28 protein-coding genes are annotated in these 26,154 nt (G+C 59.3%); 26 read left to right on the forward strand and 2 right to left on the reverse strand.

The window, feature by feature from the left end; genetic code table 11:
* The first annotated feature begins 3 nt into the window (after positions 1–3).
* The 25 genes from H8S56_RS10330 to H8S56_RS10450 all read left to right on the forward strand — a co-directional run bounded on the left by H8S56_RS10330 (position 4) and on the right by H8S56_RS10450 (position 24,105).
* Positions 4–1,701, forward strand: coding sequence for a SpoIIE family protein phosphatase (locus H8S56_RS10330; RefSeq protein WP_187518579.1), 1,698 nt, complete (start codon positions 4–6; stop codon positions 1,699–1,701).
* Between the two features lie 43 nt (positions 1,702–1,744).
* Positions 1,745–2,101, forward strand: coding sequence for an Hpt domain-containing protein (locus tag H8S56_RS10335; protein WP_187518580.1), 357 nt, complete (start codon positions 1,745–1,747; stop codon positions 2,099–2,101).
* Between the two features lie 92 nt (positions 2,102–2,193).
* Positions 2,194–3,612 carry a flagellar hook-length control protein FliK gene (locus tag H8S56_RS10340; protein WP_187518581.1) on the forward strand — a complete coding sequence of 473 codons (1,419 nt, stop codon included), beginning with the start codon at positions 2,194–2,196 and terminating at the stop codon, positions 3,610–3,612.
* A 324-nt stretch (positions 3,613–3,936) separates the two neighbouring features.
* Positions 3,937–4,437 carry a flagellar basal body-associated protein FliL gene (gene fliL / locus H8S56_RS10345; RefSeq protein ID WP_024689509.1) on the forward strand — a complete coding sequence of 167 codons (501 nt, stop codon included), beginning with the start codon at positions 3,937–3,939 and terminating at the stop codon, positions 4,435–4,437.
* A gap of 9 nt (positions 4,438–4,446) precedes the next feature.
* A complete protein-coding gene (gene fliM, locus H8S56_RS10350) occupies positions 4,447–5,415 on the forward strand; it encodes a flagellar motor switch protein FliM (protein WP_024689508.1) in 969 nt (322 codons plus the stop codon).
* A gap of 62 nt (positions 5,416–5,477) precedes the next feature.
* A complete protein-coding gene (gene fliN / locus H8S56_RS10355; RefSeq protein ID WP_024689507.1) occupies positions 5,478–5,939 on the forward strand; it encodes a flagellar motor switch protein FliN in 462 nt (153 codons plus the stop codon).
* A complete protein-coding gene (gene fliO / locus H8S56_RS10360) occupies positions 5,940–6,377 on the forward strand; it encodes a flagellar biosynthetic protein FliO (RefSeq protein WP_187518582.1) in 438 nt (145 codons plus the stop codon). It abuts the gene before it with no gap.
* Entirely contained in the window at positions 6,377–7,129 is a 753-nt protein-coding gene (gene fliP, locus H8S56_RS10365; protein ID WP_024689505.1) for a flagellar type III secretion system pore protein FliP, read from the forward strand. Before fliO ends, fliP begins: the two co-directional genes overlap by 1 nt.
* A 25-nt stretch (positions 7,130–7,154) precedes the next feature.
* Complete coding sequence (fliQ, locus tag H8S56_RS10370) at positions 7,155–7,424, forward strand: flagellar biosynthesis protein FliQ (RefSeq protein ID WP_024689504.1); 270 nt, start codon at positions 7,155–7,157, stop codon at positions 7,422–7,424.
* Between the two features lie 15 nt (positions 7,425–7,439).
* The gene (gene fliR / locus H8S56_RS10375; protein ID WP_187518583.1) at positions 7,440–8,216 is read left to right on the forward strand and encodes a flagellar biosynthetic protein FliR; all 777 of its coding nucleotides are present in this window, start codon (positions 7,440–7,442) and stop codon (positions 8,214–8,216) included.
* 1 nt (position 8,217) lies between these two features.
* Positions 8,218–9,354: a flagellar biosynthesis protein FlhB gene (flhB, locus tag H8S56_RS10380; protein WP_024689502.1), complete on the forward strand. Its 1,137-nt coding sequence runs from the start codon at positions 8,218–8,220 to the stop codon at positions 9,352–9,354.
* A gap of 247 nt (positions 9,355–9,601) precedes the next feature.
* Positions 9,602–11,731, forward strand: coding sequence for a flagellar biosynthesis protein FlhA (gene flhA / locus H8S56_RS10385; protein ID WP_187518584.1), 2,130 nt, complete (start codon positions 9,602–9,604; stop codon positions 11,729–11,731).
* An 11-nt stretch (positions 11,732–11,742) separates the two neighbouring features.
* Positions 11,743–13,071, forward strand: a complete 1,329-nt coding sequence (gene flhF / locus H8S56_RS10390) for a flagellar biosynthesis protein FlhF (protein WP_122695970.1) — start codon at positions 11,743–11,745, stop codon at positions 13,069–13,071.
* 115 nt (positions 13,072–13,186) lie between these two features.
* Complete coding sequence (gene fleN, locus H8S56_RS10395) at positions 13,187–14,020, forward strand: flagellar synthesis regulator FleN (protein ID WP_003412391.1); 834 nt, start codon at positions 13,187–13,189, stop codon at positions 14,018–14,020.
* Positions 14,017–14,757: an RNA polymerase sigma factor FliA gene (gene fliA / locus H8S56_RS10400; protein WP_002554271.1), complete on the forward strand. Its 741-nt coding sequence runs from the start codon at positions 14,017–14,019 to the stop codon at positions 14,755–14,757. Before fleN ends, fliA begins: the two co-directional genes overlap by 4 nt.
* 263 nt (positions 14,758–15,020) lie before the next feature.
* Positions 15,021–15,395 (forward strand): chemotaxis response regulator CheY, encoded by a 375-nt coding sequence (locus tag H8S56_RS10405; protein WP_161627625.1) that lies wholly within the window; start codon positions 15,021–15,023, stop codon positions 15,393–15,395.
* A 19-nt stretch (positions 15,396–15,414) separates the two neighbouring features.
* Positions 15,415–16,200 (forward strand): protein phosphatase CheZ, encoded by a 786-nt coding sequence (locus H8S56_RS10410; protein ID WP_024689499.1) that lies wholly within the window; start codon positions 15,415–15,417, stop codon positions 16,198–16,200.
* Positions 16,201–16,232: 32 nt separating this feature from the next.
* Positions 16,233–18,512: a chemotaxis protein CheA gene (locus H8S56_RS10415; protein WP_187518585.1), complete on the forward strand. Its 2,280-nt coding sequence runs from the start codon at positions 16,233–16,235 to the stop codon at positions 18,510–18,512.
* A 51-nt stretch (positions 18,513–18,563) separates the two neighbouring features.
* Complete coding sequence (locus H8S56_RS10420) at positions 18,564–19,727, forward strand: protein-glutamate methylesterase/protein-glutamine glutaminase (protein ID WP_187518586.1); 1,164 nt, start codon at positions 18,564–18,566, stop codon at positions 19,725–19,727.
* Complete coding sequence (locus H8S56_RS10425) at positions 19,727–20,467, forward strand: flagellar motor protein (RefSeq protein WP_024689496.1); 741 nt, start codon at positions 19,727–19,729, stop codon at positions 20,465–20,467. The genes H8S56_RS10420 and H8S56_RS10425 overlap by 1 nt, the downstream gene beginning before the upstream one ends.
* A gap of 6 nt (positions 20,468–20,473) precedes the next feature.
* Complete coding sequence (motD, locus tag H8S56_RS10430; protein WP_187518587.1) at positions 20,474–21,361, forward strand: flagellar motor protein MotD; 888 nt, start codon at positions 20,474–20,476, stop codon at positions 21,359–21,361.
* Positions 21,362–21,406: 45 nt separating this feature from the next.
* Complete coding sequence (locus H8S56_RS10435) at positions 21,407–22,195, forward strand: ParA family protein (RefSeq protein WP_024689494.1); 789 nt, start codon at positions 21,407–21,409, stop codon at positions 22,193–22,195.
* Positions 22,196–22,297: 102 nt separating this feature from the next.
* The gene (locus H8S56_RS10440) at positions 22,298–23,167 is read left to right on the forward strand and encodes a CheW domain-containing protein (RefSeq protein ID WP_187518588.1); all 870 of its coding nucleotides are present in this window, start codon (positions 22,298–22,300) and stop codon (positions 23,165–23,167) included.
* A gap of 56 nt (positions 23,168–23,223) precedes the next feature.
* Complete coding sequence (locus tag H8S56_RS10445; RefSeq protein ID WP_003370201.1) at positions 23,224–23,703, forward strand: chemotaxis protein CheW; 480 nt, start codon at positions 23,224–23,226, stop codon at positions 23,701–23,703.
* Positions 23,704–24,105, forward strand: a complete 402-nt coding sequence (locus H8S56_RS10450) for a DUF2802 domain-containing protein (protein WP_024689492.1) — start codon at positions 23,704–23,706, stop codon at positions 24,103–24,105.
* A 74-nt stretch (positions 24,106–24,179) separates the two neighbouring features.
* Here the strand turns inward: H8S56_RS10450 and H8S56_RS10455 are convergent, their stop codons facing one another.
* Both H8S56_RS10455 and fnr read right to left on the reverse strand, forming a co-directional pair.
* On the reverse strand, positions 24,180–24,728 hold the full coding sequence (locus H8S56_RS10455) for an adenine phosphoribosyltransferase (RefSeq protein ID WP_024695941.1): 549 nt from the start codon (positions 24,726–24,728) through the stop codon (positions 24,180–24,182).
* A 62-nt stretch (positions 24,729–24,790) separates the two neighbouring features.
* Positions 24,791–25,525: a fumarate/nitrate reduction transcriptional regulator Fnr gene (gene fnr, locus H8S56_RS10460; protein ID WP_187518589.1), complete on the reverse strand. Its 735-nt coding sequence runs from the start codon at positions 25,523–25,525 to the stop codon at positions 24,791–24,793.
* Between the two features lie 151 nt (positions 25,526–25,676).
* Here fnr and H8S56_RS10465 point away from each other — a divergent pair, with 151 nt between their 5' ends.
* Positions 25,677–26,144, forward strand: coding sequence for a chemotaxis protein (locus H8S56_RS10465; RefSeq protein ID WP_187518590.1), 468 nt, complete (start codon positions 25,677–25,679; stop codon positions 26,142–26,144).
* Positions 26,145–26,154 lie beyond the last annotated feature (10 nt).

Below are 26,154 nucleotides of genomic sequence, written 5' to 3' on the forward strand. Positions count from 1 at the left end.
CGTTTGCAGTCTCCGTCGAAGGGCCTGTGCATTCTGATTGCCGACGACAGCGCCAGTGACCGCTTGCTGCTGTCGACCATTGTCGGTCGTCAGGGTCATAGAGTGCTGAGCGCGGCCAATGGACTGGAGGCTATCGCCATCTTCAGTGTCGAGCGTCCACACCTGATTCTGATGGACGCGATGATGCCGCTGATGGACGGATTCGAGGCCGCAAGACGGATCAAGGCCATGGCGGGCGAGTCGCTGGTGCCGATCATCTTCCTCACGTCCCTGACCGAAAGCGAAGCGCTGGCGCGTTGTCTGGATGCTGGTGGCGACGATTTCCTGTCCAAGCCCTACAACCCATCCGTGCTAGCCGCCAAGATCAATGCCATGAACCGGCTCCGGGTACTGCAGGCTACTGTCCTGCAGCAGCGAGATCTGATCGCCACCCACCATGAGTACCTGCTCAACGAGCAGCGTGTCGCCAAGGCGGTGTTCGATCAGGTGGCGCATTCGGGTTGTCTGGGTGCGTCGAATATCCGTTATCTGCAATCGCCGTACGCGCTCTTCAACGGTGACCTGATGCTGGCGGCTTACACGCCTGCCGGGCAGATGCACGTCCTGCTGGGCGATTTCACGGGGCATGGGCTGCCCGCTGCGGTGGGGGCGATGCCGTTGGCTGAAGTGTTTTACGGCATGACGGCGAAGGGCTTCGGGCTGGTCGAAATCCTCCGTGAAATGAATGCCAAGCTCAAGCGTATCCTGCCGATCGACATGTTCTGCTGCGCGACCTTGCTGTGCGTCAATTCCGAGCAGCGCCAGGTGGAGGTCTGGAGTGGCGGCTTGCCGGACGGCTACCTGTTGCGCGGGGTCGAGGGTGATTCAGTGCCGCTGGTTTCCCGGCACCTGCCTTTGGGGGTGTTGAGTGTGGAGGCCTTCGAGGTGCGCACCGACGTCTATCCCGTGACTCCGGGTGACCGTATATTTCTGCTTTCTGATGGCGTGCTCGATACCAGTGACAGCCGCGATCAGCGCTTCGGCGTGCAGCGACTTCATGATGTGCTGGCCGCCAACCATCAGTCGTCGCTACTCATTCAGGAAATTCTTCAGGCGCTGAATGATTTTGGCGGCAAGGCCCGCGACGACGTCAGCCTGCTGGAAATCACCATCATCGACGAGTCGCAGGGTCCGCTGCCCACTCCGACCCATTTCGACAGCGGTGCGTCGAGTCCTCTGGACTGGTCTGTCAGTTTTGAATTCCGCGCCTCGACGCTCAAGCGTTTCAATCCGGTGCCTTACATCCTGCAATTGCTGCTTGAAGTACATGGCCTGCGTAATCAGGGCGGCGCGTTGCATGCAGTCATGGGAGAGTTGTACAGCAACGCCCTGGAGCACGGTGTGCTAGGGTTGGACTCGGCGCTCAAACAGGATGCCTCGGGGTTTGCTCGCTACTATGAGCTGCGGGCCGAGCGCCTGGACAGGCTGCAGGCGGGGTTCATTCGCGTGAACCTGCAGATCGAGCCGGCAGCGAGTGGCGGTCTCCTGACGCTGAGTGTCGAAGACAGTGGCAACGGGTTTGATGTGCAGCAGGTGGTGGGTCATGTTCCTGTTGACGACGGCCTGTATGGTCGGGGTATCAGACTTGTGTGTGAGTTGAGCCGAGAGGCCAGATGGTCCGCGGATGGCAGGATCGCCTGCGTGGAATTTTCCTGGGAGTGAGTGGCATAATCGCGCCCTAAAGTCTTGATCAAGGAGTGAGCAAGTGTCGGTTCATCTGGATTACAGCGTGCTGAGCGCTTTGCAGGAAGTCATGGAGGATGAATATCCGACATTGCTGGATGTGTTTCTAAAGGACTCCGAGCAGCGTCTTTCGCATCTGCGTATGGCACTGGAGCCTCAGGGCCTGGACCTTGAAACGCTGAGTTTGACGGCTCACAGCTTCAAGGGCAGCAGTAGCAATATGGGCGCGTTGCAGCTTTCCGAACTCTGTCGTCAGTTGGAAGAGCGTGCCCGCCAGCAGGAGACGGCAGGACTCGAGGAACTGATCGGCAAGATTGACAGCGAGTACGTCACCATCCGCCGACTGTTCGCCGCAGAACGCCAGTTGTTCGTCGGCTGACGTGACATCCGCCTCTCTCAGAGGCGCAGTCTGCGTATTGGCCCGACTCTTGCTATGTTCTTCGGTAACCAGCTGCTTATGCGGAGACCGAAATGCCCCTCGCCACCAACGCGCTTCTTCAGGCCACTGCCACCTCGACCAACCGGTCTGGTGCGGCCAGCAATGCGATCAAACCTGCGGACAGCAGCAAGGACGAGGCCTCGAGCTTCTCTAACGTGTATGCCAAGCAGGCAAAGGACGCCGCTCCGGCACGCGATGACGCCCCGGTCAAATCGACTCGTGACAAGCCTGGTCCGGATAAAGACAAGGTCGCGGCTGGCAAGGACAATGCCTCCACCGACTCATCGTCTGCCGCCGACTCGTCAACGGTTGCCGATAGCGGCAATGGTTTGCCTGTACAGGCCAGTGCTGCCGATGCTGACAAGGCAGGCACAGATACCGCGCAGGCGGATGCGCAGGCTTCCGACGAGGCAGCGCTGGTCGTAACCGATCCTGTGCTGGACCCTGCGCTGCAAGCGCTGGCAGCACAGACACCGACGGTGCCGGTGCCTGTGCAATCCGCTGCCGCCAAGCCAGTCAGTCCCGATCCCAAGGCAGCCTCTGCAGCCCAGCTGATTACGGGGACTACGGCAACCTTGCCCGCCGCTCCAGCATTAGCCGAAGAAGCCTTCAATCCCGACGCCGACCCGCTGGATGGTCTGGAGGCGGTACAGCTTGCGCTGGAAAACGCCAGCGCCCGAACACACCTGGCCGGCCAGAATGCTCAGGCCGCCAGCAAAGCGACGCCTTCCAACGCAGAAGCCGATCCCTCACAGAATATCGCCAATAACCTGTCGGCATTGAGCGAGCAGCTTCCGTCCGAAGGCAGCAGCACCGAGAGCAGCGACAAGTCCTTCAGTGGCCTGATTGGTGAAGGCCTCAAAGATGTCAAAGCAGCAGCAGGCGATACCCGTGTCGACAACTTCGCCGACCGCCTGGCCGCCTTGAGCCAGGCTGCGCAGCCCGCCAGGGTCGCAGCCGCGCCCGCGTCCACACCGTTGATGAGTCAGCCACTGGCCATGCACCAGAGCGGCTGGACTGAGGGCGTTGTGGATCGCGTCATGTACCTGTCGAGTCAAAACCTGAAATCGGCCGAGATCAAGCTTGAGCCAGCCGAGCTGGGCCGGTTGGATATTCGCGTGAGCATGGCGCCGGACCAGCAGACTCAGGTCACGTTCATGAGTGCCCATCTGGGCGTTCGTGAAGCGCTTGAAAACCAGATGTCGCGTTTGCGCGAGTCGTTCAACCAGCAGGGCCTCGGTCAGGTTGACGTGAACGTCTCCGATCAATCGCAACAGCAGGCTCAGCAGCAGGCGCAGGAACAGGCCAGCAGGGCTCAGCGTGGCGGGCGCAGCGGAGGAATGGGGGCGGGTGATGGTTCCGATGACGGCGGTATCGCCGATGCGGCCGTTGCTGTCAGCCAGCCAGCGGCACGAGTGATCGGCACCAGCGAGATCGATTACTACGCTTGACCGTGTGCCGGTCTTCGCAGCTAACAGAGAGCCACAGGCGCGCGACTGCTGGCGATGAGTAGTGACGCGGTATGAGGGTTAAGACCGCGTCGCCCTCATCGTCGGATTGCCGCCCGGCTCCGGCGCTTTCATATGCGCACAACAGGTTTTCTTCAGCCGGTTATGCACGGCTTCATCAGAAATACCGTCGTGCATCCAGTAGGGCGATCAAGCGGCTGGTAACTGTTTGTGTCCAATACCTCCCTGTTGATACAACTCTGGCATAACACTTGCTCTTCCCCTGTCACGTATTGAAGACCCCTTGAATAGTGACGGATTATTGGCATGGCGAAGAGCGAAGAAGTTAAAGACCCCGCTTCCAAAGGCAAACTCAAGCTCATTATCGTCGCGGTTGTGGCGCTGCTGCTCGCCGTTGGCCTGTCGGTGGGGGCTACCTGGTTCATCATGCACAAGGGTGAAACCAAGCCCGACCCTGCAGCCGCGGCGGCCGCTGCCAACGTCAAGCCAGTGGCGGTTTACGAACCGTTGACTCCTGCTTTCGTGGTCAACTTCAACGCCAATGGCCGTCAACGCTACATGCAGGTCAGCATCACCATGCTGGGCCGCAATGCAGCCGACATGGAGGCCTTGAAGGTGCACATGCCGGTGATCCGCAACAACCTGGTCATGCTGTTTGCCGCCATCCCTTTCGAATCACTAGCCTCGCCAATCGGCCAGGAAATGCTGCGTCAGAAGGCGACCGCCAGTATTCAGGAAGTGGCACAGAAAGAACTCGGCAAGACTGTGATCGAACAGCTGCTCTTCACTAACTTCGTATTGCAGTAGGACCCTGACATGGCCGTGCAAGACCTGCTGTCCCAGGATGAGATCGACGCGCTGCTGCATGGCGTTGACGATGGTATGGTCCCGACCGAAAGCGCCAGCGAGCCCGGCAGCGTCAAAAGTTATGACCTGACCAGTCAGGACCGGATCGTGCGGGGTCGCATGCCGACCCTGGAAATGATCAACGAACGATTCGCCCGTTACACCCGCATCAGCATGTTCAACCTGCTGCGCCGTTCGGCGGATGTGGCGGTGGGCGGCGTGCAGGTGATGAAATTCGGTGAGTACGTGCATTCGCTGTACGTGCCTACCAGCCTCAATCTGGCCAAGATCAAGCCGCTGCGCGGAACGGCGTTGTTCATTCTCGATGCCAAGCTGGTGTTCAAGCTGGTGGATAACTTCTTTGGCGGCGATGGCCGTCACGCGAAGATCGAGGGTCGTGAATTCACGCCCACCGAACTGCGCGTGGTGCGCATGGTGCTGGATCAGGCGTTCATCGACCTGAAGGAAGCCTGGCAGGCGATCATGGAAGTGAACTTCGAGTACATCAACTCCGAAGTGAACCCGGCCATGGCCAACATCGTCGGGCCGAGCGAGGCGGTGGTGATTTCCACCTTCCACATCGAGCTTGATGGCGGTGGCGGCGATCTGCACGTGACCATGCCGTACTCGATGATCGAGCCGATCCGCGAAATGCTCGACGCCGGTTTCCAGTCGGATCTTGATGATCAGGACGAGCGTTGGGTCAACGCGCTTAAGGAAGACGTGCTGGATGTCAACGTGCCGTTGAATACCACCATTGCGCAACGGCAGTTGCCGCTGCGCGACATTCTGCACATGCGTCCTGGCGACGTGATCCCGATAGAACTTTCCGACTCGCTGGTCTTGCGCGCCAACGGCGTGCCGTCCTTCAAGGTCAAGCTAGGCTCGCACAAGGGCAAGATGGCCCTGCAGGTCATCGAACCCATAGCGCGACGCTGACCTGTCAGGATGGCGTTGCAACTTTATTGCGTAATTGAATCATTGCTCGCAGAGGATTACCGATGGCTGATGAAAACGATATGACGTCTGCTGAAGATCAGGCACTGGCCGATGAGTGGGCTGCGGCACTGGGTGAGGCAGGTGAGGGCGGTCAGGCTGATATCGACGCGCTGTTGGCAGCCGATGCCGGGAACTCGACCAGTCGCTTGACCATGGAAGAGTTCGGCAGCGTGCCGAAAAACACCGCACCTGTGACGCTGGACGGTCCCAACCTGGACGTGATTCTGGACATTCCGGTATCGATTTCCATGGAAGTGGGCAGCACCGATATCAACATCCGCAACCTGTTGCAGCTCAACCAGGGCTCGGTCATCGAGCTGGATCGTCTGGCAGGTGAGCCGCTGGATGTGCTGGTCAACGGCACGCTGATCGCCCATGGCGAAGTGGTCGTGGTCAACGAGAAATTCGGCATCCGTCTGACCGACGTGATAAGCCCGAGTGAACGCATCAAGAAGTTACGCTGAATGAAGCGGCTCATGGCGCTGTTGCCGCTCCTGCCTTCGTTGGCGTGGGCGGCCGAACCGGTTGCACAGACAGCTCCTGTGGTGGCCAATACCGTCACCGGCGGGATGGGCGGGCAGATCGTGCAGTTGCTGTTCGGTCTGTTGTTGGTGGTCGGTCTGATCTTTGTGTTGGCGTGGGTCATGCGTCGGGTGCAGCGGATCGGGCCGAACAACAGCCAGGTTATCGAACTGGTGAGCTCTCGGGCTATCGGGCCGCGTGATCGTCTGGTCCTGGTTCAGGTGGGCGGTGAGCAGGTTCTGCTGGGGATCACCCCTGGCAACATCACCACCCTGCACGTGCTCAAAGAGCCCGTGCAGGTACCGGTCCGTGAACAGACCACGCCTGAGTTCGCTCAGCGTCTGCTGGAATTGATGGGCAAGGATAAGGACAAGAAGTAATGGGCGCCTTGCGTTTGCTGATACTGCTGCTGGTGGCAATGGCCGCGCCTGTTGCGTTGGCGGCCGATCCGCTGTCGATCCCGGCGATCACGCTGTCCAACGGTACCGATGGGCAGCAGGAGTATTCGGTCAGTCTGCAGATCCTGCTGATCATGACCGCGCTGAGCTTCATTCCGGCGTTCGTGATGCTGATGACCAGTTTCACGCGGATCATCATTGTCTTTTCGATTCTGCGTCAGGCGCTCGGCCTGCAGCAGACCCCGTCGAACCAGATCCTGACCGGCATGGCGCTGTTTCTGACCATGTTCATCATGGCACCGGTCTTCGATCGGGTGAATCAGGATGCCTTGCAGCCTTATCTGGCCGAGCAGTTGACGGCGCAGGATGCGGTCGCCAAGGCGCAGGTGCCGATCAAGGATTTCATGCTGGCGCAGACACGTACCAGCGACCTTGAACTGTTCATGCGCCTGTCCAAGCGTACCGACATTGCGTCTCCAGATGCGGCACCGCTGACCATTCTGGTTCCGGCCTTTGTGATTTCCGAGCTGAAAACCGCGTTCCAGATCGGCTTCATGATCTTCATTCCGTTTCTGATTATCGACCTGGTCGTGGCCAGTGTGCTGATGGCCATGGGTATGATGATGCTGTCGCCGCTGATCATTTCCCTGCCGTTCAAAATCATGCTGTTTGTGCTGGTGGATGGCTGGGCGCTGATCGTCGGCACATTGGCTGGCAGTTTTGGTGGCGTATGAATCGTTTTGCTGAGGAGTCTGCCCGATGACGCCGGAAGTAGCGGTCGATCTGTTTCGTGAAGCGTTGTGGCTGACCACGGTGCTGGTGGCGATTCTTGTGGTGCCGAGCCTGATCTGCGGTCTGTTGGTGGCCATGTTTCAGGCGGCCACCCAGATCAACGAACAGACCCTGAGCTTTCTGCCGCGCCTGATTGTCATGTTGGTGACGCTCATCGTGATCGGCCCCTGGCTGTTGAAAATCTTCATGGAATACATGTTGTCGCTGTACAACAGTATTCCGACACTGATCGGTTAACGCTGCGTGCAGCCGATGCTGGCGCTGACCGACATCCAGATCAGTACCTGGGTCGCAAGCTTCATGCTGCCTCTGTTTCGCATCGTTGCCTTGCTGATGACCATGCCGATCATCGGTACCACGCTGGTCCCCCGGCGTGTGCGTCTTTACTTTGCGGTTGCCGTCACCGTGGTCGTGGCGCCGGTATTGCCAGCGATGCCGCCGGTGCAAGCCCTCGATCTCAGTGCGTTGTTGCTGATCGGCGAGCAGATCATCATCGGTGCCGGGCTCGGGCTCTCGCTGCAGCTGTTCTTTCACGCCTTTGTAGTGGCGGGGCAGATCATCTCTATGCAGATGGGGATGGGCTTCGCGTCCATGGTCGACCCCACCAACGGCGTTTCCTCCGCCACCATCGGGCAGTTTTTCACCATGCTCGTGACGCTGCTGTTCCTGGCCATGAACGGCCATCTGGTGGTGCTGGAAATCCTCGTCGAGAGCTTTACGACCATGCCGGTGGGCAGCGGTCTGCTGGTCAACAATTTCTGGGAACTGGCGAACGGGCTTGGCTGGGTGCTCAGTTCGGGCCTGAGGCTGGTGCTGCCGGCGATCACTGCACTGCTGGTCATCAGCATCGCGTTCGGCGTCATGACGCGCGCTGCACCGCAGCTCAATATCTTTTCCATTGGTTTTCCGCTGACACTGGTGCTGGGCATGGTCATTCTATGGATGACCATGGGCGACATTCTCAATCAGTACCAGCCCATGGCCGTCGAGGCCCTGCAAAGGGTGCGCGACATGGTGAGGGCTCGTTGAGATGGCTGAAAACGAGAATGGCCAGGACAAGACAGAAGACCCCACGGATAAAAAGGTCCGGGACTCCCGGGCCGAAGGTCAGATTGCGCGTTCCAAGGAGCTGACCACGCTGGTGGTGATGCTGATGGGCGCGGGCGGGTTGTTAATGTTTGGCGGTGGCATTGCGCAAATGATGTTTGAGTTGATGCGCGACAACTTCACCATCACCCGCGAAACGATCATGGATCAGGACTACATGGGCAAGGCGTTGCTCAGTTCCGGTCTGCACGCCCTGGTGGTCGTGCTGCCGTTTCTGATTGCCATGCTCGTTGCCGCGCTGGTCGGCCCGATCATGTTGGGCGGCTGGCTGTTCGCAACCAAGTCGCTGGCCCCTAAATTCAGTCGGATGAACCCGGCAGCGGGGCTCAAGCGCATGTTCTCGCCCCATGCGCTGGTCGAGCTGCTCAAGTCGTTCGCCAAATTTCTGATCATCCTGGCGGTCGCGCTGGTGGTGTTGAGCAAGGAGCGCAACGACCTGGTGGCCATCGCCCATGAGCCGCTGGAGCAGGCCATCATTCACAGCCTGCAGGTGGTGGGCTGGAGCAGCTTCTGGATGGCCTGCGGTCTGATATTCATTGCCGCCGCCGATGTACCATTCGTGTTGTGGGAAGCACACAAGAAACTGCTGATGACCAAGCAGGAAGTGCGTGACGAACACAAGAACAGCGAAGGCAGTCCCGAGATCAAGCAGCGCATTCGCCAGCTGCAACGCGAGATGTCCCAGCGCAGGATGATGGCTTCGATCCCTGAGGCGGACGTCATCATCACCAACCCGACCCACTTTGCCGTGGCGCTCAAATACGATCCCGAGCAGGGCGGTGCGCCGATGCTGCTGGCCAAAGGTACCGACCTTGTGGCCCTGAAGATCCGCGAGATCGGCGCGCACAACCAGATCCTGATCCTGGAGTCGCCTGGCCTGGCGCGTTCTATCTATTACAGCACCGAGCTGGATCAGGAGATCCCGGCAGGTCTGTATCTGGCCGTGGCGCAGGTGTTGGCCTACGTGTACCAGATCCGTCAGTACCATGCGGGGCAGGGCAGGCGGCCCGATCCGCTGGGCGACATCACGATCCCGCCAGACCTGCAGCGCGATTCCTGATCGCGCACGGTTTCGCCGTCAACATCGGACGTTCGCAGGCGTCTTGCCGGCGATAGCGTCAGTCCCGTCGCGTGCATACCTTCTGAATAAGCCGATCGCTTCCCGAAATGTGTGCCTGGCACCTCTTTTTTTGCGTTTTGCGCCTGCAATCACTGGCTTTGGTAAAGTTGGACAGGTTCTTGCAATAGGTCAGTTCAAGGTCGCCTAAGGCGTCAAAGTTTTGATCTAGTGCGCAGGTAAAGAATCAGTGGAACGCTCTCAGATATTCAGTAGCGCACGCAACAATATCGCAGGCCTGGGCCGTGGCCAGTTGGGCGTGCCGCTGTTGTTGCTGATCATGTTGGCAATGATGATGTTGCCGATTCCGCCGTTCCTGCTGGACGTGCTGTTCACGTTCAACATCGCATTGTCCATCGTCGTGCTGCTGGTCTGTGTGTACGCCCTGCGGCCACTGGATTTCTCGGTTTTCCCCACCATTCTGCTGGTCGCCACGCTGCTGCGTCTGGCCCTGAACGTCGCGTCGACCCGTGTGGTCATGCTGCACGGCCAGGACGGGCACGCTGCTGCGGGCAAGGTGATCCAGGCCTTCGGTGAGGTGGTGATCGGCGGTAACTATGTCGTCGGTATCGTGGTGTTCGCGATTCTGATGATCATCAACTTCGTGGTAATCACCAAGGGCGCCGGGCGTATCTCCGAGGTGAGCGCACGTTTTACCCTCGACGCGATGCCAGGCAAGCAGATGGCAATCGACGCCGACCTTAACGCTGGTCTCATCGATCAGCCGGAAGCCAAGCGCCGTCGTGCTGAAGTGGCCGGAGAGGCGGAGTTCTACGGTTCCATGGACGGTGCCAGCAAATTCGTGCGCGGCGATGCGATTGCCGGCTTGCTGATTCTGTTCATCAACCTCATTGGCGGCATGCTGGTCGGCATCCTGCAACACAACATGACCTTTGGCGACGCAGGCCGTGTCTACACCTTGCTGACCATCGGTGACGGTTTGGTGGCGCAATTGCCATCACTGCTGCTGTCCACTGCCGCTGCGATCATGGTGACCCGTGCTTCCGGTTCGGAAGAGATGGGCAAGCTGATCAATCGTCAGATGTTCGCCTCGCCCAAGGCGCTGGCTGTATCCGCTGGCATCATGATCGTGATGGGCCTTGTGCCGGGTATGCCGCACTTCGCCTTCATCGGTCTGGGGCTGGTGGCGGCCGGCGGTGCTTACCTGCTATGGAAGAAAGAGAACCAGGTTAAAGTCGAGGCGCTGGCCGAGGTTCAGCGTCAACAGGACCTGCTGCCAGCGCCAACCCGCATCCAGGACTCCAAGGAGCTGGGTTGGGATGACGTGACGCCTATCGACATCATCGGTCTGGAAGTGGGTTATCGCCTGATTCCGCTGGTGGATCGCAATCAGGGTGGTCAACTGTTGGCGCGGATCAAGGGTGTGCGCAAGAAGCTGTCCCAGGAACTGGGCTTTCTGATGCCGACGGTTCACATTCGCGACAACCTCGATCTGGCGCCCAGCGCCTACCGCCTGACGCTGATGGGCGTGATCCTGGCCGAGGCCGAGATCTACCCGGATCGCGAGCTGGCGATCAACCCGGGCCAGGTGTTCGGCACGCTCAATGGCATCACCGCCAGAGACCCGGCGTTTGGTCTGGAAGCGGTGTGGATTGAAATCAGTCAGCGCAGCCAGGCGCAGTCCCTGGGCTACACCGTGGTAGACGCCAGCACCGTAGTGGCGACCCACCTCAACCAGATTCTGTACAAGCACTCGCATGAGCTGATCGGCCATGAAGAGGTCCAGCAACTGATGCAGTTGCTTGCCAAGAGCTCGCCGAAGCTGGCTGAAGAGCTGGTGCCGGGTGTGCTGTCGCTGTCGGCGCTGCTCAATGTGCTGCAGGCGCTGTTGGCCGAGCATGTGCCGGTGCGTGATATCCGCAGCATCGCCGAGGCCATCGCGAATAACGTCGGGAAGAGTCAAGATACCGCCGCGCTGGTGGCGGTGGTGCGCGTTGGTTTGAGTCGCGCAATCGTCCAAAGCATTGTAGGCGTTGAGCCGGAGCTGCCTGTCATCACGCTGGAACCAAGGTTGGAACAGATATTGCTCAATAGTTTGCAGAGGGCTGGTCAGGGTCAGGAAGAAGGCGTTCTTCTTGAGCCGAGCATGGCTGAAAAGCTCCAGCGTTCGTTGATTGAGGCCGCCCAGCGTCAGGAAATGCAAGGGTCGCCGGTAATACTCCTGGTAGCAGGTCCGATTCGGGCCATGCTGTCACGATTTGGACGATTGGCTGTACCGAACATGCATGTTCTGGCGTATCAGGAAATTCCTGACAACAAGCAAGTTACCATCGTAGCGACTGTCGGGCCCAACGGCTGAGGTAGTGAGTCATGCAAGTTAAGCGATTTTTCGCCGCCGATATGCGTCAAGCCATGAAGCTGGTTCGCGATGAGCTGGGCGCTGAGGCGGCCATCATTGGCAACCGCCGCATCGCCGGTGGCGTCGAGTTGACCGCCGCGCTGGATTACAAGCTGTCGGCCCTGGCCCCACGCGTTCCGAACATGGAGCTTGAAGACGAACTGCGCAAAACCCAGTCGCGCATCGTCTCCGCTCAGGCTGAATTGAACAACCGCAGCGACAGCGATGCCTCGGTCAATCTTCAGCTGTTTTCCGGCAAGTCGATCAGTGCCGCCGACACGCACATCGAGCCCACGCTCGAAGAGCCGCCACGCCCGTCCGCTTACGCGCCGACCCCGGCTGCCGAGCCTGCTGGCGGACAACGCGCCTTCGACTCGATGCGTTCCGAATTGAATGGCCTGCGCGAGCTGCTGGAAGTCCAGCTGGGCTCTCTGGCCTGGACCCAGTTGCAAGGCAGCCGCCCGCAGCAGGCCAACCTGTGGCGTCGTCTGCAGCGCGTGGGTCTCTCAGGTCCGCTGTCGCGCGATCTGCTGTCGATGATTCCCGATATCGACGAGCCTCGTCAGGCCTGGCGCATGTTGCTGGCTCACCTGGCGCGCATGATTGCCGTACCTGACGTCGAGCCGCTGGAAGAGGGTGGTGTGATCGCCATGGTCGGTCCTGCCGGCATGGGCAAGACCACCACGCTCGCCAAGCTGGCAGCCCGTTATGTGCTGAAGTACGGCGCACAGAATATTGCACTGGTCAGCATGGACAGTTTCCGCATTGGCGCTCAGGAGCAGCTCAAGACGCTGGGCCGGATCCTCAATGTCCCGGTTACTCACGTCGATCCGGGGCAGTCGCTGGCGCAGGCACTTGAGCCTCTGTTGCGCAAGCGTGTGGTGTTGATCGATACCGCAGGCCTGCAAGCCAGCGATCCTGCGTTGCGCATGCAGCTGGAAAGCCTGGCAGGTCGCGGTATCAAGGCGCGCAACTACCTGGTGCTGGCGACAACCAGTCAGAAGCAGGTATTGACCGCTGCGTATCACAGTTACAAGCGTTGTGGCCTGGCCGGATGCATTCTGACCAAGCTGGATGAAACCGCCAGCCTGGGCGAAGTCCTGAGCCTGGCGATCAGTCATGAATTACCGGTGGCCTACCTGACTGACGGGCCGCGCATTCCGGACGATCTGCACATTCCCCGCCGTCACCAGTTGGTGAGTCGTGCAGTGAGTGTCCAGATGCAGGACGAGCCGAGCGAGGAAGCGATGGCTGATATGTTTGCCGACCTCTATCACACACCTGGCAAAAGGGTGGGTTAAGTGATGGATATCATTGAAATGTCCCTGCATCGATGGTCTGCCAGGCATTGTTCGCTCGCGAACGTGCAGCCCCCAATGTGGCTTCGGTCTACGCAAGACAAGGTAAAGAAATAACATGGGCAGCATGCATCCCGTACAGGTTATCGCGGTGACTGGCGGCAAAGGTGGCGTCGGTAAGACTAACGTGTCAGTGAACCTTTCACTGGCCCTTGCCGAGCTCGGCCGGCGCGTCATGCTGCTGGACGCCGATCTGGGTCTGGCCAACGTTGACGTTCTGCTGGGGCTTACGCCCAAGCGTACGCTCGCCGATGTCATAGAAGGTCGTTGCGAGCTGCGTGACGTGCTCCTGCAAGGGCCGGGCGGCGTTCGTATCGTACCGGCCGCGTCCGGCACCCAGAGCATGGTTCACCTGTCGCCTGCCCAGCATGCCGGCCTGATCCAGGCGTTCAGCGAGATCGGCGACAACCTCGATGTGCTGGTCATCGACACGGCCGCCGGTATCGGTGAGTCGGTCGTCAGCTTCGTACGCGCGGCCCAGGAAGTACTGCTGGTGGTCTGCGACGAGCCTACCTCGATCACCGATGCCTACGCACTGATCAAACTGTTGAATCGCGATTACGGCATGAACCGCTTCCGTGTCCTGGCCAATATGGCCCAGAGCCCGCAGGAAGGTCGCAACCTGTTTGCCAAACTGACGAAAGTCACGGACCGCTTTCTGGACGTGGCGCTGCAGTATGTGGGCGCCGTGCCGTACGACGAGTGCGTGCGCAAGGCCGTACAGAAGCAGCGCGCCGTGTACGAAGCCTTCCCGCGCTCCAAGTGCGCACTGGCATTCAAAGCCATCGCTCAGAAGGTCGACACCTGGCCACTTCCTGCCAACCCGCGGGGTCACCTGGAGTTTTTCGTCGAGCGACTCGTTCACCAGACCAGCGCGGGGCCTGTCCAATGACTGCGAGCGGCTACCAGATGTACAGCAAGGCTTCGCGTAACTCCCAGTACGAGTTGATCGAGCGTTACGCCCCGTTGGTCAAGCGCATTGCCTACCACTTGCTGGCGCGCTTGCCTGCCAGCGTGCAGGTCGAGGACCTGATCCAGGCTGGCATGATCGGCCTGTTGGAAGTGTCGACCAAATACGACTCCACCAAGGGGGCGAGCTTCGAGACTTACGCAGGCATCCGCATTCGTGGTGCAATGCTCGATGAAGTTCGCAAGGGTGACTGGGCGCCACGTTCGGTCCACCGCAATACCCGTATGGTGAGCGACGCAATTCGCGCAATTGAAGCGAAAACCGGGCGTGACGCTAAAGATCACGAGGTTGCGGCCGAACTCCAGTTAAGTCTCGATGATTATTACGGGATTTTGAATGATACCTTGGGCAGCCGCCTCTTCAGTTTCGACGACCTGCTTCAGGACGGCGATCATGAAGGGCTGCATGAGGATGGTGCCAGCGGTTCGCTCGAACCGTCACGGGACCTGGAAGACGAGCGCTTCCAGGCCGCCCTGGCCGATGCGATTGCCAATCTGCCGGAGCGTGAGCGTCTGGTCTTGGCGCTGTACTACGACGAAGAGCTGAACCTCAAGGAAATCGGAGAGGTCCTGGGGGTCAGTGAATCGCGGGTCAGTCAGTTACACAGCCAGTGCGCAGCTCGTTTGCGAGGGCGTTTGGGGGAGTGGCGAGCGCGTTGACAGTCAATGCGCGGCTCAAGGCCGCGGGTTGTCTGCAAGCCGGCTGTGCAGAGCGTTACGTGGTAACAGGATAGACAAGGCATAGGCTTGTCGGCAGTGCTCAAGGTTCTGCCGGTCAGGGGTTGTGCCTGTCTTTTCGCCAAGCCCGTCGTCGTTTCGTACAGCCGGGGGTGTGCTGTGCCAGTATTGCCGGTATTGATTGAACAGCGCGTTCAGGTGCTGAACGCGTTAAAGACTGCTTGGAGGTCGAATTGGACAAGAACATGAAAATCCTCATCGTTGATGACTTCTCAACGATGCGGCGGATCATCAAAAACCTGTTGCGTGACCTTGGGTTTACCAACACCTCGGAAGCGGATGACGGGTTGACCGCATTGCCGATGCTGCAGAGCGGCGCGTTTGATTTCCTGGTGACTGACTGGAACATGCCTGGCATGTCCGGTATCGATCTGTTGCGTCAGGTCCGTCAGGACGAGCGCCTCAAGAGCCTCCCAGTGCTTATGGTCACTGCTGAAGCCAAGCGTGAGCAGATCATCGAAGCTGCCCAGGCCGGGGTGAACGGTTATGTCGTCAAGCCATTCACGGCTCAAGCGCTGAAAGAAAAGATCGAAAAGATCTTTGAACGCGTCAATAGCTGATGCAAGCCGTGAGGGCGCTATGGATAACACTGATTCGATGGCCGACTTTGAGTCGACCCTGAAAAGACACGCGCAGGAACTCGTCACCAGCCTTGAAAAAGGCCGTTTCGGCGAAGCTGTGCAATTGATCCATGAGCTAAACCAGACACGCGACCGCGGCCTTTATCAGGAAGTGGGCAAGCTGACTCGTGAGCTGCACAGTGCAATCGTCAACTTTCAGATTGATCCGCACATGCCTCAGGCCGAGGAGGTGTCGCAGATCACAGATGCCACCGAACGCCTGTCGTACGTCGTTCGGCTGACCGAAAATGCGGCCAACCGCACCATGGATCTGGTCGAGGAAAGCACGCCGCTCATGAACGGTCTGAGTTCCGACGCCAAGGCGTTGAGCGAAGACTGGGGACGTTTCATGCGCCGCGAAATCGGTGCTGAAGAATTCCGTGATCTCGCCAAGCGGGTCGATGGATTTCTGACGCGTACCGAGAAGGAAACCCATGAGGTTTCCGCGCACCTCAATGACATTCTGCTTGCTCAGGATTACCAGGATCTCACCGGTCAGGTCATCAAGCGTGTCACGCAACTGGTCACTGAAGTTGAAGGCAATTTGCTCAAACTGGTGCTCATGGCCAGCCATGTCGATCGCTTTGCAGGCATCGAACATGACGAAGAATCCATCCTTGCTGAAAAAGATCCTAAAAAACATCTCGCCAAGGGTGAAGGTCCGCAGATTCATGCCGATAAACGTGAAGACGTCGTATCCGGACAGGATGATGTAGACGATCTGCTATCGAGCCTCGGCTTCTAGGTCTGTTGACGGATAATTATAGGGAGCACCCCATGAGCTTCGGCGCCGATGAAGAAATCCTTCAGGATTTTCTGGTAGAGGCCGGCGAGATTCTGGAGCAGTTGTCAGAACAATTGGTCGAGCTGGAAAGCCGACCGGATGATGCTGACCTGCTCAATGCAATTTTTCGCGGTTTTCACACTGTTAAAGGGGGCGCCGGCTTCCTCCAGCTGCATGAGCTGGTGGAGTGCTGCCACATCGCCGAGAACGTGTTCGACATCCTTCGCAAGGGTGAGCGACGTGTTGACTCCGAGCTCATGGACGTGGTTCTGGAAGCACTGGACACGGTCAACAGCATGTTCGGTCAGGTGCGTGAACGTTCGGACGTAACGCCTGCAACGCCAGAGCTTCTGGCTGCGCTGGCACGTCTGGCCGAGCCACAGTCTGCCGATGAAGTTGCGGTTGCAGAACCGGTTGCAGAACCCGTGGTGGAAGAGGTTGTCGAGGCTGCCGCTCCGATCGCCGAGTCATCGGCTAGCGACGACATCACGGATGATGAGTTCGAGCAACTGCTCGACTCGCTGCACGGGTCCAGTCCGGTTGCCGCACCCGTTGCTGCCGCGCCAGTGACTCAGGCACCGGCCAGCGACGAGATCACCGATCAGGAGTTCGAATCCCTGCTCGATCAATTGCACGGCAAAGGCAAGTTCGCCCCTGACGCCGCCCCGGTTCAGGCCCCGGCGGCGACAGCCAAGGCGGGCAGCGCTGCGCCGGCGAGCGATGAAATCACCGATGACGAGTTCGAAGCCCTGCTTGACCAGTTGCATGGCAAGGGTTCGTTCGATGGCGCAATTGCTGCAACGGTTGCCGCGCCTGCCGTTGCAGCCAAGGCACCTGCTGCTGCCTCTGACGAAATCACCGATAACGAATTCGAAAGCCTGCTGGATGAGCTTCACGGCAAGGGCAAATTCGAGCCTGATGCTGTCGTCGGCAAGGCGGCAGCACCTGCGCCAGCAGCTGCGGCACCAGCACCAGCTCCTGTAGCCAAGCCAGCGCCAGCGCCAGCAGCGAAAGCCGAGCCAGCTCCGGCCAAGCCCGCAGCAGCGGCTCCGGCACCTGCACGCGCTCCGGCGGCCGGTGGCGACAAGCCTGCCGCGTCGGAAGCCGAAACCACTGTACGCGTTGATACAGCGCGCCTGGACGAGATCATGAACATGGTCGGCGAACTGGTGCTGGTGCGTAACCGACTGGTTCGTCTTGGCCTCAATAGTGGCGACGAAGCCATGTCCAAGGCGGTCTCCAATCTGGATGTGGTGACAGCTGATCTGCAGACCGCAGTGATGAAAACCCGCATGCAGCCGATCAAGAAAGTCTTCGGCCGCTTCCCGCGTCTGGTTCGTGACCTGGCTCGCCAGCTCAAGAAAGAGATCAACCTGGAACTGGTGGGTGAAGAAACCGACCTGGACAAAAACCTTGTCGAGGCGCTGGCCGACCCGCTGGTCCACTTGGTGCGTAACGCAGTCGACCACGGCATCGAGACGCCGGAAGAGCGCGAGGCTACGGGCAAGTCCCGCGGCGGGCGTGTGATTCTGTCAGCCGAGCAGGAGGGCGATCACATCCTGTTGTCGATCTCCGATGACGGCAAGGGTATGGATCCCAACGTTCTGCGCTCCATCGCCGTCAAGCGCGGCGTGATGGACAAGGATGCAGCCGATCGCCTGAGCGACACCGACTGCTACAACCTGATCTTCGCGCCGGGCTTTTCGACCAAGACGGAAATTTCCGATGTGTCCGGCCGTGGCGTGGGCATGGACGTGGTGAAAACCAAGATTTCCCAGCTCAACGGCTCGATCAACATCTACTCGACCAAGGGTCAGGGTTCGAAGATCGTCATCAAGGTTCCGCTGACGCTTGCGATCATGCCGACCCTGATGGTCATGCTGGGCAATCAGGCGTTTGCCTTCCCGTTGGTCAACGTCAACGAAATCTTCCACCTGAACCTCTCGACCACCAACGTCGTCGACGGTCAGGAAGTGGTGATCGTGCGTGACAAGGCCTTGCCACTGTTTTACCTCAAGCGTTGGCTGATCAGCTCGGCTGCGCACGAAGAACAGCGCGAAGGGCACGTGGTGATTCTGTCTGTCGGTACCCAGCGCATCGGCTTTGTCGTCGATCAACTGGTCGGGCAGGAAGAAGTGGTGATCAAACCGCTGGGCAAGATGTTGCAAGGTACGCCAGGCATGTCGGGCGCCACCATCACCGGTGACGGTCGCATTGCCCTGATTCTCGATGTACCGAGCATGCTCAAGCGTTACGCCGCACGGCGTATTTGATTCTGGGGTTGCGGGCAGCCTGGTCTGCCTGCAGCACCTATTGGAGTGTTTATGGCAGTCAAGGTCCTGGTGGTGGATGATTCCGGTTTCTTCCGCCGCCGCGTTACGGAAATTCTTTCTTCGGACCCCAATATCCAGGTTGTCGGCACGGCAACCAATGGCAAGGAAGCGATAGAGCAGGCACTTGCACTCAAGCCTGACGTGATCACCATGGACTACGAGATGCCGATGATGGATGGCATCACTGCCGTTCGCCATATCATGCAGCGCATCCCGACCCCCGTACTGATGTTCTCCTCGCTGACGCACGAAGGTGCCCGCGTCACGCTGGATGCACTGGACGCTGGTGCCGTGGACTTTCTCCCCAAGAATTTTGAAGACATCTCGCGTAACCCGCAGAAGGTCAAGCAACTGCTGTGCGAGAAGATCAATAGCATCTCGCGCAGCAATCGTCGTTTTACCGGTGCGGTATCGACGCCGTCGATAGCTGCTCCAGCCGCAGCGCCCGCTGCTCGTGCTGCCGCACCTGCGCCGACCTCGTCTGCGCCTGCCCGTACCTTTGCGCCACGTACCGCAGCGCCTGCGCTTCATGCTGCGCAGGCTCAGTCTCACGCACCTGCTCATCCGGCGACGTCGGGTGCGCCCAAGCGTAAGGCCTACAAGCTGGTTGCCATTGGTACGTCAACGGGTGGTCCGGTGGCGTTGCAACGCGTGCTGACGCAACTGCCCGCCAGCTTTCCGGCGCCACTGGTGCTGATCCAGCATATGCCTGCCGCTTTCACCAAGGCGTTCGCCGAGCGCCTGGACAAGCTGTGCAAGATCAGCGTCAAGGAAGCCGAGGATGGCGACGTGCTGCGTCCGGGGCTTGCCTTGCTGGCTCCTGGCGGCAAACAGATGATGATCGACGGTCGTGGCACGGTGAAAATTCTGCCGGGTGATGAGCGCCTCAATTACAAGCCGTGCGTGGACATCACCTTCGGATCGGCCGCCAAGTCGTACGGCGACAAGGTGCTCTCCGTGGTGTTGACCGGTATGGGCGCAGACGGCCGGGAAGGTGCCCGTTTGCTCAAGCAGGCCGGCAGCACGGTCTGGGCGCAGGACGAAGCAAGCTGCGTGATCTACGGTATGCCGATGGCTATCGTCAAGGCGGAGCTCGCGGACGCGATCTATAGCCTGGACGACATAGGGCGTCATCTGGTCGAGGCGTGTCTCTGATGGATGTACTGAGTCTTATCGGTCTTATCCTGGCGTTCGTTGCGATCATCGGTGGTAACTTTCTCGAAGGCGGGCATCTCAGCGCGTTGCTCAATGGTCCGGCGGCGCTGATTGTGATTGGTGGCACGCTGGGTGCGTCGTTGCTGCAATCGCCCATGAGCGCTTTCATGCGCGCCATGAAAATCATTCGCTGGGTGCTGTTCCCGCCGCGCGTCGATCTGCCGGGTGGTGTTGATCGTGTCATTGGCTGGAGCATGACGGCCCGCAAGGAAGGCTTGCTGGGCCTTGAGACGATTGCCGATTCCGAGCCCGACAGCTACTCCCGAAAAGGCCTGCAACTGCTGGTCGATGGTGCCGAGCCTGAAGCGATTCGCAGTATTCTGGAAGTGGACTTCATCACCCAGGAAACCCGCGATATCCAGGCCGCCAAGGTGTTCGAAAGCATGGGCGGTTATGCGCCGACCGTGGGCATCATCGGTGCGGTGATGGGGTTGATTCACGTGATGGGTAACCTCGCCGATCCGAGCCAGCTGGGGAGCGGCATTGCCGTTGCCTTTGTTGCCACTATTTATGGCGTCGCGTCGGCCAACCTGATCCTGCTGCCGGTGGCGAACAAGCTCAAGGCTATTGCCCACCGCCAGGCGCGTTATCGCGAGATGCTGCTTGAAGGTCTGCTGTCCATTGCCGAGGGTGAAAACCCGCGCTCCATCGAACTCAAGCTGCAAGGCTTCATGGAGTAACCCGTCATGGCTCGACGTCGTCAGCCCGAAGAACACGAAAATCATGAGCGCTGGCTGGTGTCGTATGCCGACTTCATCACGTTGCTGTTTGCGTTCTTCGTGGTGATGTACTCGATTTCGTCGATCAACGAAGGCAAGTACAAGATCCTGTCTCAAGCGCTGGTCGGTGTGTTCAACGACGCCGAGCGCACCATGAAGCCGATCCCCATCGGCGAGCAGCGCCCGGTGTCGGTCAAGCCGTCCGAGCCGCTGCTCAAGGACAGCGAAGAAACCGATGCAGGCATCGCCTCGTCGGCCAGCGACCCGCTGCAGACCATCGCTCAGGATGTGCGTGACGCGTTTGGCGACCTGATCAAGTCCGACCAGATGACCGTGCGCGGCAACGAGTTGTGGATCGAGATCGAACTCAATTCAAGCCTGCTCTTTGGCAGCGGCGATGCGATGCCCAGCGACAAGGCATTCACGATCATTGAAAAGGTCGCGGGTATCGTCAAGCGCTTCGATAACCCGATCCACGTCGAAGGCTTCACGGACGACCAACCGATCAGCACGTCGCAGTTTCCGACCAACTGGGAGCTGTCTTCCGCCCGCTCGGCCAGCATCGTACGCATGCTGGCCATGGACGGTGTGAACCCTGCGCGCCTGGCGTCTGTGGGGTATGGCGAGTTCCAGCCGATTGCGCCCAACACGACGACCACCGGGCGCGCCAAGAACCGCCGCGTGGTGCTGGTAATCTCGCGTAACCTGGATGTGCGTCGCAGTTTGACCAGCACCGGCACGGCCAATGCGCAGCCGGACGCCGCTTTGAGGCGTGCTGGCACACAAACTGCACCGGTGCCAGCAAAGCCGCCGGTACGTGCGAACACTGTCAATTCTCCGTCACCCGCTCCCTGACTGTCGTCTCGGTACGATTGTCGCTGTACGGAAGGAAAATCATCAATGAGAGTCTGGGCAGTAGCCAACCAGAAAGGTGGAGTCGGAAAGACCACCACGACCATTGCCCTGGCCGGTTTGCTGGCCGATGCGGGCAAGCGCGTCGTCGTGGTCGATCTGGACCCCCACGGCTCCATGACCAGCTATTTCGGGCACAATCCTGATGAGCTGGAGCACAGCGCCTTCGACTTGTTCCTGCACAAGGGCCAGGTGCCTGACGGTTTGCCGGGACAGCTGCTATTGCCGACCAGCGACCAGCGTATTTCGCTGATTCCGTCGAGTACGGCGTTGGCGACGCTGGAACGTCAGTCGCCTGGCCAGAGCGGCCTGGGGTTGGTCATCGCCAAAAGCCTCGCGCAGTTGTGGCAGGATTTTGACTATGCGCTGATCGACAGCCCGCCGTTGCTCGGTGTGTTGATGGTCAACGCGCTGGCGGCCAGTCAGCAGTTGGCGATTCCGGTGCAAACCGAATTTCTGGCCGTGAAGGGCCTGGAACGCATGGTCAACACGCTGACCATGATCAACCGTTCACGCAAGGTGCCGCTGCCTTACACCATCGTGCCGACGCTGTTTGACCGTCGCACCCAGGCTTCGATGGGCACGTTGAAACTGCTGCGCGACAGCTTCCCCGAACATGTTTGGCAGGCCTACGTGCCGGTGGACACGCGTTTGCGTGATGCCAGCCGAGCGGGTCTCACGCCGTCGCAGAACGACAGCAAGAGCCGCGGCGTGATCGCGTATCGGGCGCTGCTCAAACATATGCTCGCCGAGCAACTCAATGCTCAGGTGGCCTGACATGCGCACTCATTCTTTCTTTGCTGTCAGCTCAAGTGATGCCTCAATGCGGCCGATAACTCTATCAGGCTGCACTCGCTCTATTTATTGTTGGGCCCCGGTATGAACCGCCCTGTAGAAGTTGCAACACGACCCAAGCTGGCTTTGCAGTCTTATCTGGATGCCTTGCTTCAGGACGCGACCGAAGAGCTGCAAGAACCTGAAAGCACCATCGACGAGTTTCAGGCCGCGGTGCTCGAAGAGCAGGCTTTTGACGCGCGCATGAAGGCGCAGATCAAGCCGGTTGCTGTCGCAGTGGCGGCACCTGCTGCCGTGGCAGTGCCTGTTGCGGTCGCCGCGCCGGTGGTGACGCCCGCGCCGGTGGTGGAAATGGCGCCGGTGATTGTGGCCGAGCCCGTTGTGGAGGTCGTTGTACCGACCGTTGACTGGGTCGAGCCTGTTGCCGAACTCAGTACGCTGGTGGCTCAGCGAACACCAACGCCGCCGCCGACCAGCGATGGTCGTCCGGCCTGGGCTGCCGAGCCGTTTGAGTGCCTGTTGTTCGACGTAGCCGGGCTGACACTGGCAGTGCCACTGGTATGCCTTGGATCGATTTATCCGTTGGCAGGGCAGGAGCTGACGCCTCTGTTCGGTCAGCCGGACTGGTTTCTGGGGATCCTGCCGTGTCAGGCAGGCAACCTGAAGGTGCTGGATACCGCGCGCTGGATCATGCCTGATCGCTACCGCGATGATTTTCGTCAGGGCTTGCAGTACGTGATTTCGGTTCAGGGTTACGAGTGGGGGTTGGCGGTACATCAGGTCAGTCGCTCGCTGCGCCTTGATCCGAATGAAATCAAGTGGCGTACACACCGTGGTCAACGCCCATGGCTGGCGGGCACAGTGATTGAGCACATGTGTGCATTGCTGGATGTTGCAGAGTTGGCCGAGCTGATTGCCAGTGGCGCGGTCAAGCAGTTGAACAAGTCAAAATAATCATGGGTCGTCGCCAGTCGCGTCGCCCGCAGAGTACACACGTGAGGGGTTAGGGTATGAATAAGTCGTCTGCACAAGGTTCTGAAGATCCTATCCTGCAATGGGTTACGTTCCGCCTGGACAATGAGTCCTATGGCATCAACGTAATGCAGGTCCAGGAAGTGCTGCGCTACACCGAAATCGCTCCGGTACCGGGTGCGCCAAGCTACGTGCTGGGCATCATCAACCTGCGCGGTAACGTTGTAACCGTCATCGACACCCGTCAGCGCTTCGGCCTGGCACCGGTGGAAGTCAGCGATAACACCCGTATCGTTATCATCGAAGCCGACAAGCAAGTGGTCGGTATTCTGGTCGACAGCGTGGCGGAAGTGGTTTACTTGCGTCAGTCCGAAGTCGAAACCGCACCTAACGTCGGTAACGATGAATCGGCCAAGTTCATTCAGGGCGTTTGCAACAAGAACGGCGAACTGTTGATTCTGGTCGAGCTGGACAAAATGATGTCCGAAGAAGAGTGGTCCGAGCTGGAGAACATCTGATTGATTCTTGAGGTAGCTGTCGTCTTCCTGGGCATTCTCTGGGTCGTTTCCCTGGGAATGTTTCTGGCCCATACCAAGCGTCAGCGCAAGCTCGACGCCGAGCGTGACGAGGCAGCTGCCTTGCGTGATCAGCGTATCAAGGAGTTGGCCCGGCGCGTGGACAACTTCCAGAATGGCACGGTACGTATGGGTGAAGCGCTTCACGAACTGCGCGCCATCGTTGCGCCGTTGCCGGACAAGCTGACGGCGCTGGAACAGCGCGATCCCTCCACGCTGTCCTTCGCTCAGGCTGCACGCCTGGTCGGCATGGGCGCCAGCATTGACGAACTGACCCAGTCCTGCGGGCTGACTCAGGCTGAAGCGCAGTTGATGACCAAGTTGCACAGCAATACGGCGGGCTGACCGCCGTATCGACCCCGCCTGATACATTCGCGATCAGGCTTTATTTCTCGCAGAGCCGCTTTTCCGGCAGCGCCTTACTGTTCGTCGAGCGCGAATTCAGTCAGGCAGAAGGTTGGAACCGCCATCGCCTGCAGACGCTTCGAACCACCCAGTTCTGGCAGATCAATGATCGCGGCTGCTTCGTGAACCTGCGCGCCCATGCGGCGAATCAGGTTGGCGGCGGCGACCAGCGTGCCGCCGGTTGCAATCAGGTCATCGAACATGACCACCGAGTCGCCATCGCACAGGCTGTCGGCGTGCACTTCCAGGTAGGCCTCCCCGTATTCGGTCTGGTACGCCTCTGACAGCACATCAGCGGGCAGCTTGCCCTGCTTGCGGAATAGCACCAGTGGCTTGTTCAAGGCGTAAGCCACAACCGAACCGATCAAAAATCCGCGCGCGTCCATGACGCCGATGTGGCTGAAGTCGGTCTCGATGTAGCGCTGCACAAAGCTGTCGATCACCTGGCGGGTAGCCTTGGGGGACTGGAAGAGCGGGGTGATGTCGCGGAAGACGACACCCGGCTTGGGAAAGTCCACAACCGGGCGTATCAGGGATTTAAAGCTCAATTCATCGAAAATCATCAGAGTTGATCCGGTGCAAGATTGGCCGACAGTTTAAGCCGACGCGTCCCGGATCGCACCCCTCAGCTTTGAATTGCGCCGCCCGCCAGCGCGCAGAGCTGAATCGGGTCCAGGATATGCACCTCTTTGCCTTCTGCGCTAATCAGCTCGTTTTGCTGAAAACGGGTGAACACACGGGAGACGGTTTCGACCGCCAGGCCCAGGTGATTGCCGATTTCGTTGCGCGACATGCTCAGACGGAACTGATTGGCAGAAAAGCCTCGTGCCCGAAAGCGCGCCGAGAGATTGACCAGAAAAGTGGCGATGCGCTCATCAGCAGTCTTTTTCGACAGCAGTAACATCATCTGTTGATCGTCGCGGATTTCGCGGCTCATGACGCGCATCAACTGGCGGCGCAGTTGAGGCAACTGCACGGACAATTCGTCCAGACGCTCGAAAGGAATCTCGCACACCGACGTGGTTTCCAGCGCTTGCGCCGAGACGGGGTATGCCTGGGCGTCCATCCCGGACATGCCCACCAGTTCGCTGGGCAAATGAAAACCGGTGAGTTGTTCTTCACCCGAATCGCTGATGCTGAACGTTTTCAGAGCCCCGGAGCGAACCGCGTATACCGACTCGAAGGTATCGCCCTGGCGAAACAGGAATTCGCCCTTTCTCAAAGGACGGCCTCGCTTGACGATCTGGTCAAGCGAATCCATGTCCTCAAGGTTCAATGAGAGCGGCAGGCAGAGCGGGGCGAGACTGCAATCCTTGCAATGAGCCTGGGTTGAAGCACGGGACTTGGCGGGCTCGGACATCACTTAATTCCTTGTGGGAAATCACACATAGGTCGTAAGGGTAACTCACCCAAGGCAAGTAGGGCCAGTCTGGAAAAATCTCATGGCATCAAGCTTTCAGCGCGATAGGCGATAGCCTTTCAACCTCTAACCTGACGCAGGAAGCTGCCCCATGACGACCATAGGACCACTCAGTCTGACAATCAATTTGCCTGTTTCGGCAGCGCAGATGAACCAAGGCAAGTCATCAATTGCGGACGCCGAGCCCTCGGCAACCCCTGGCACAGGGGTGGAGGTCAACCTTTCATCCGAGGGCAGGACAGCCGCTTCCTCTGCCTCACGAGATGCGGATATCGAGCGCAGTGGACTGCCCGAAGGTGTGCAAAAGCTCCTCAAGGCCATTCGCGAATTGCAACGCAAGATCGAAGAGATACAGCAGCAGATCCAGCAAGTGATCGCCGACCAGAGTCTCAGTGACAACGAGCGGCAAACCAAGGTCGCCGCACTGCAGACCGCACTCGGTGCTGTGCAACAACAGATCAGCAGTTCCAGTTCCGATCTCGCGGTCATGATGAATCAGCTCAAGCTGGATGAAGGAAGCAAGACCTTGGCGCGGTCACTGATGACCGTCAAGGGATAGCAGCGCGCGT

Source organism: Pseudomonas triticifolii, from assembly GCF_014358015.1.
Classification (GTDB): Bacteria; Pseudomonadota; Gammaproteobacteria; order Pseudomonadales; family Pseudomonadaceae; genus Aquipseudomonas; species Aquipseudomonas triticifolii.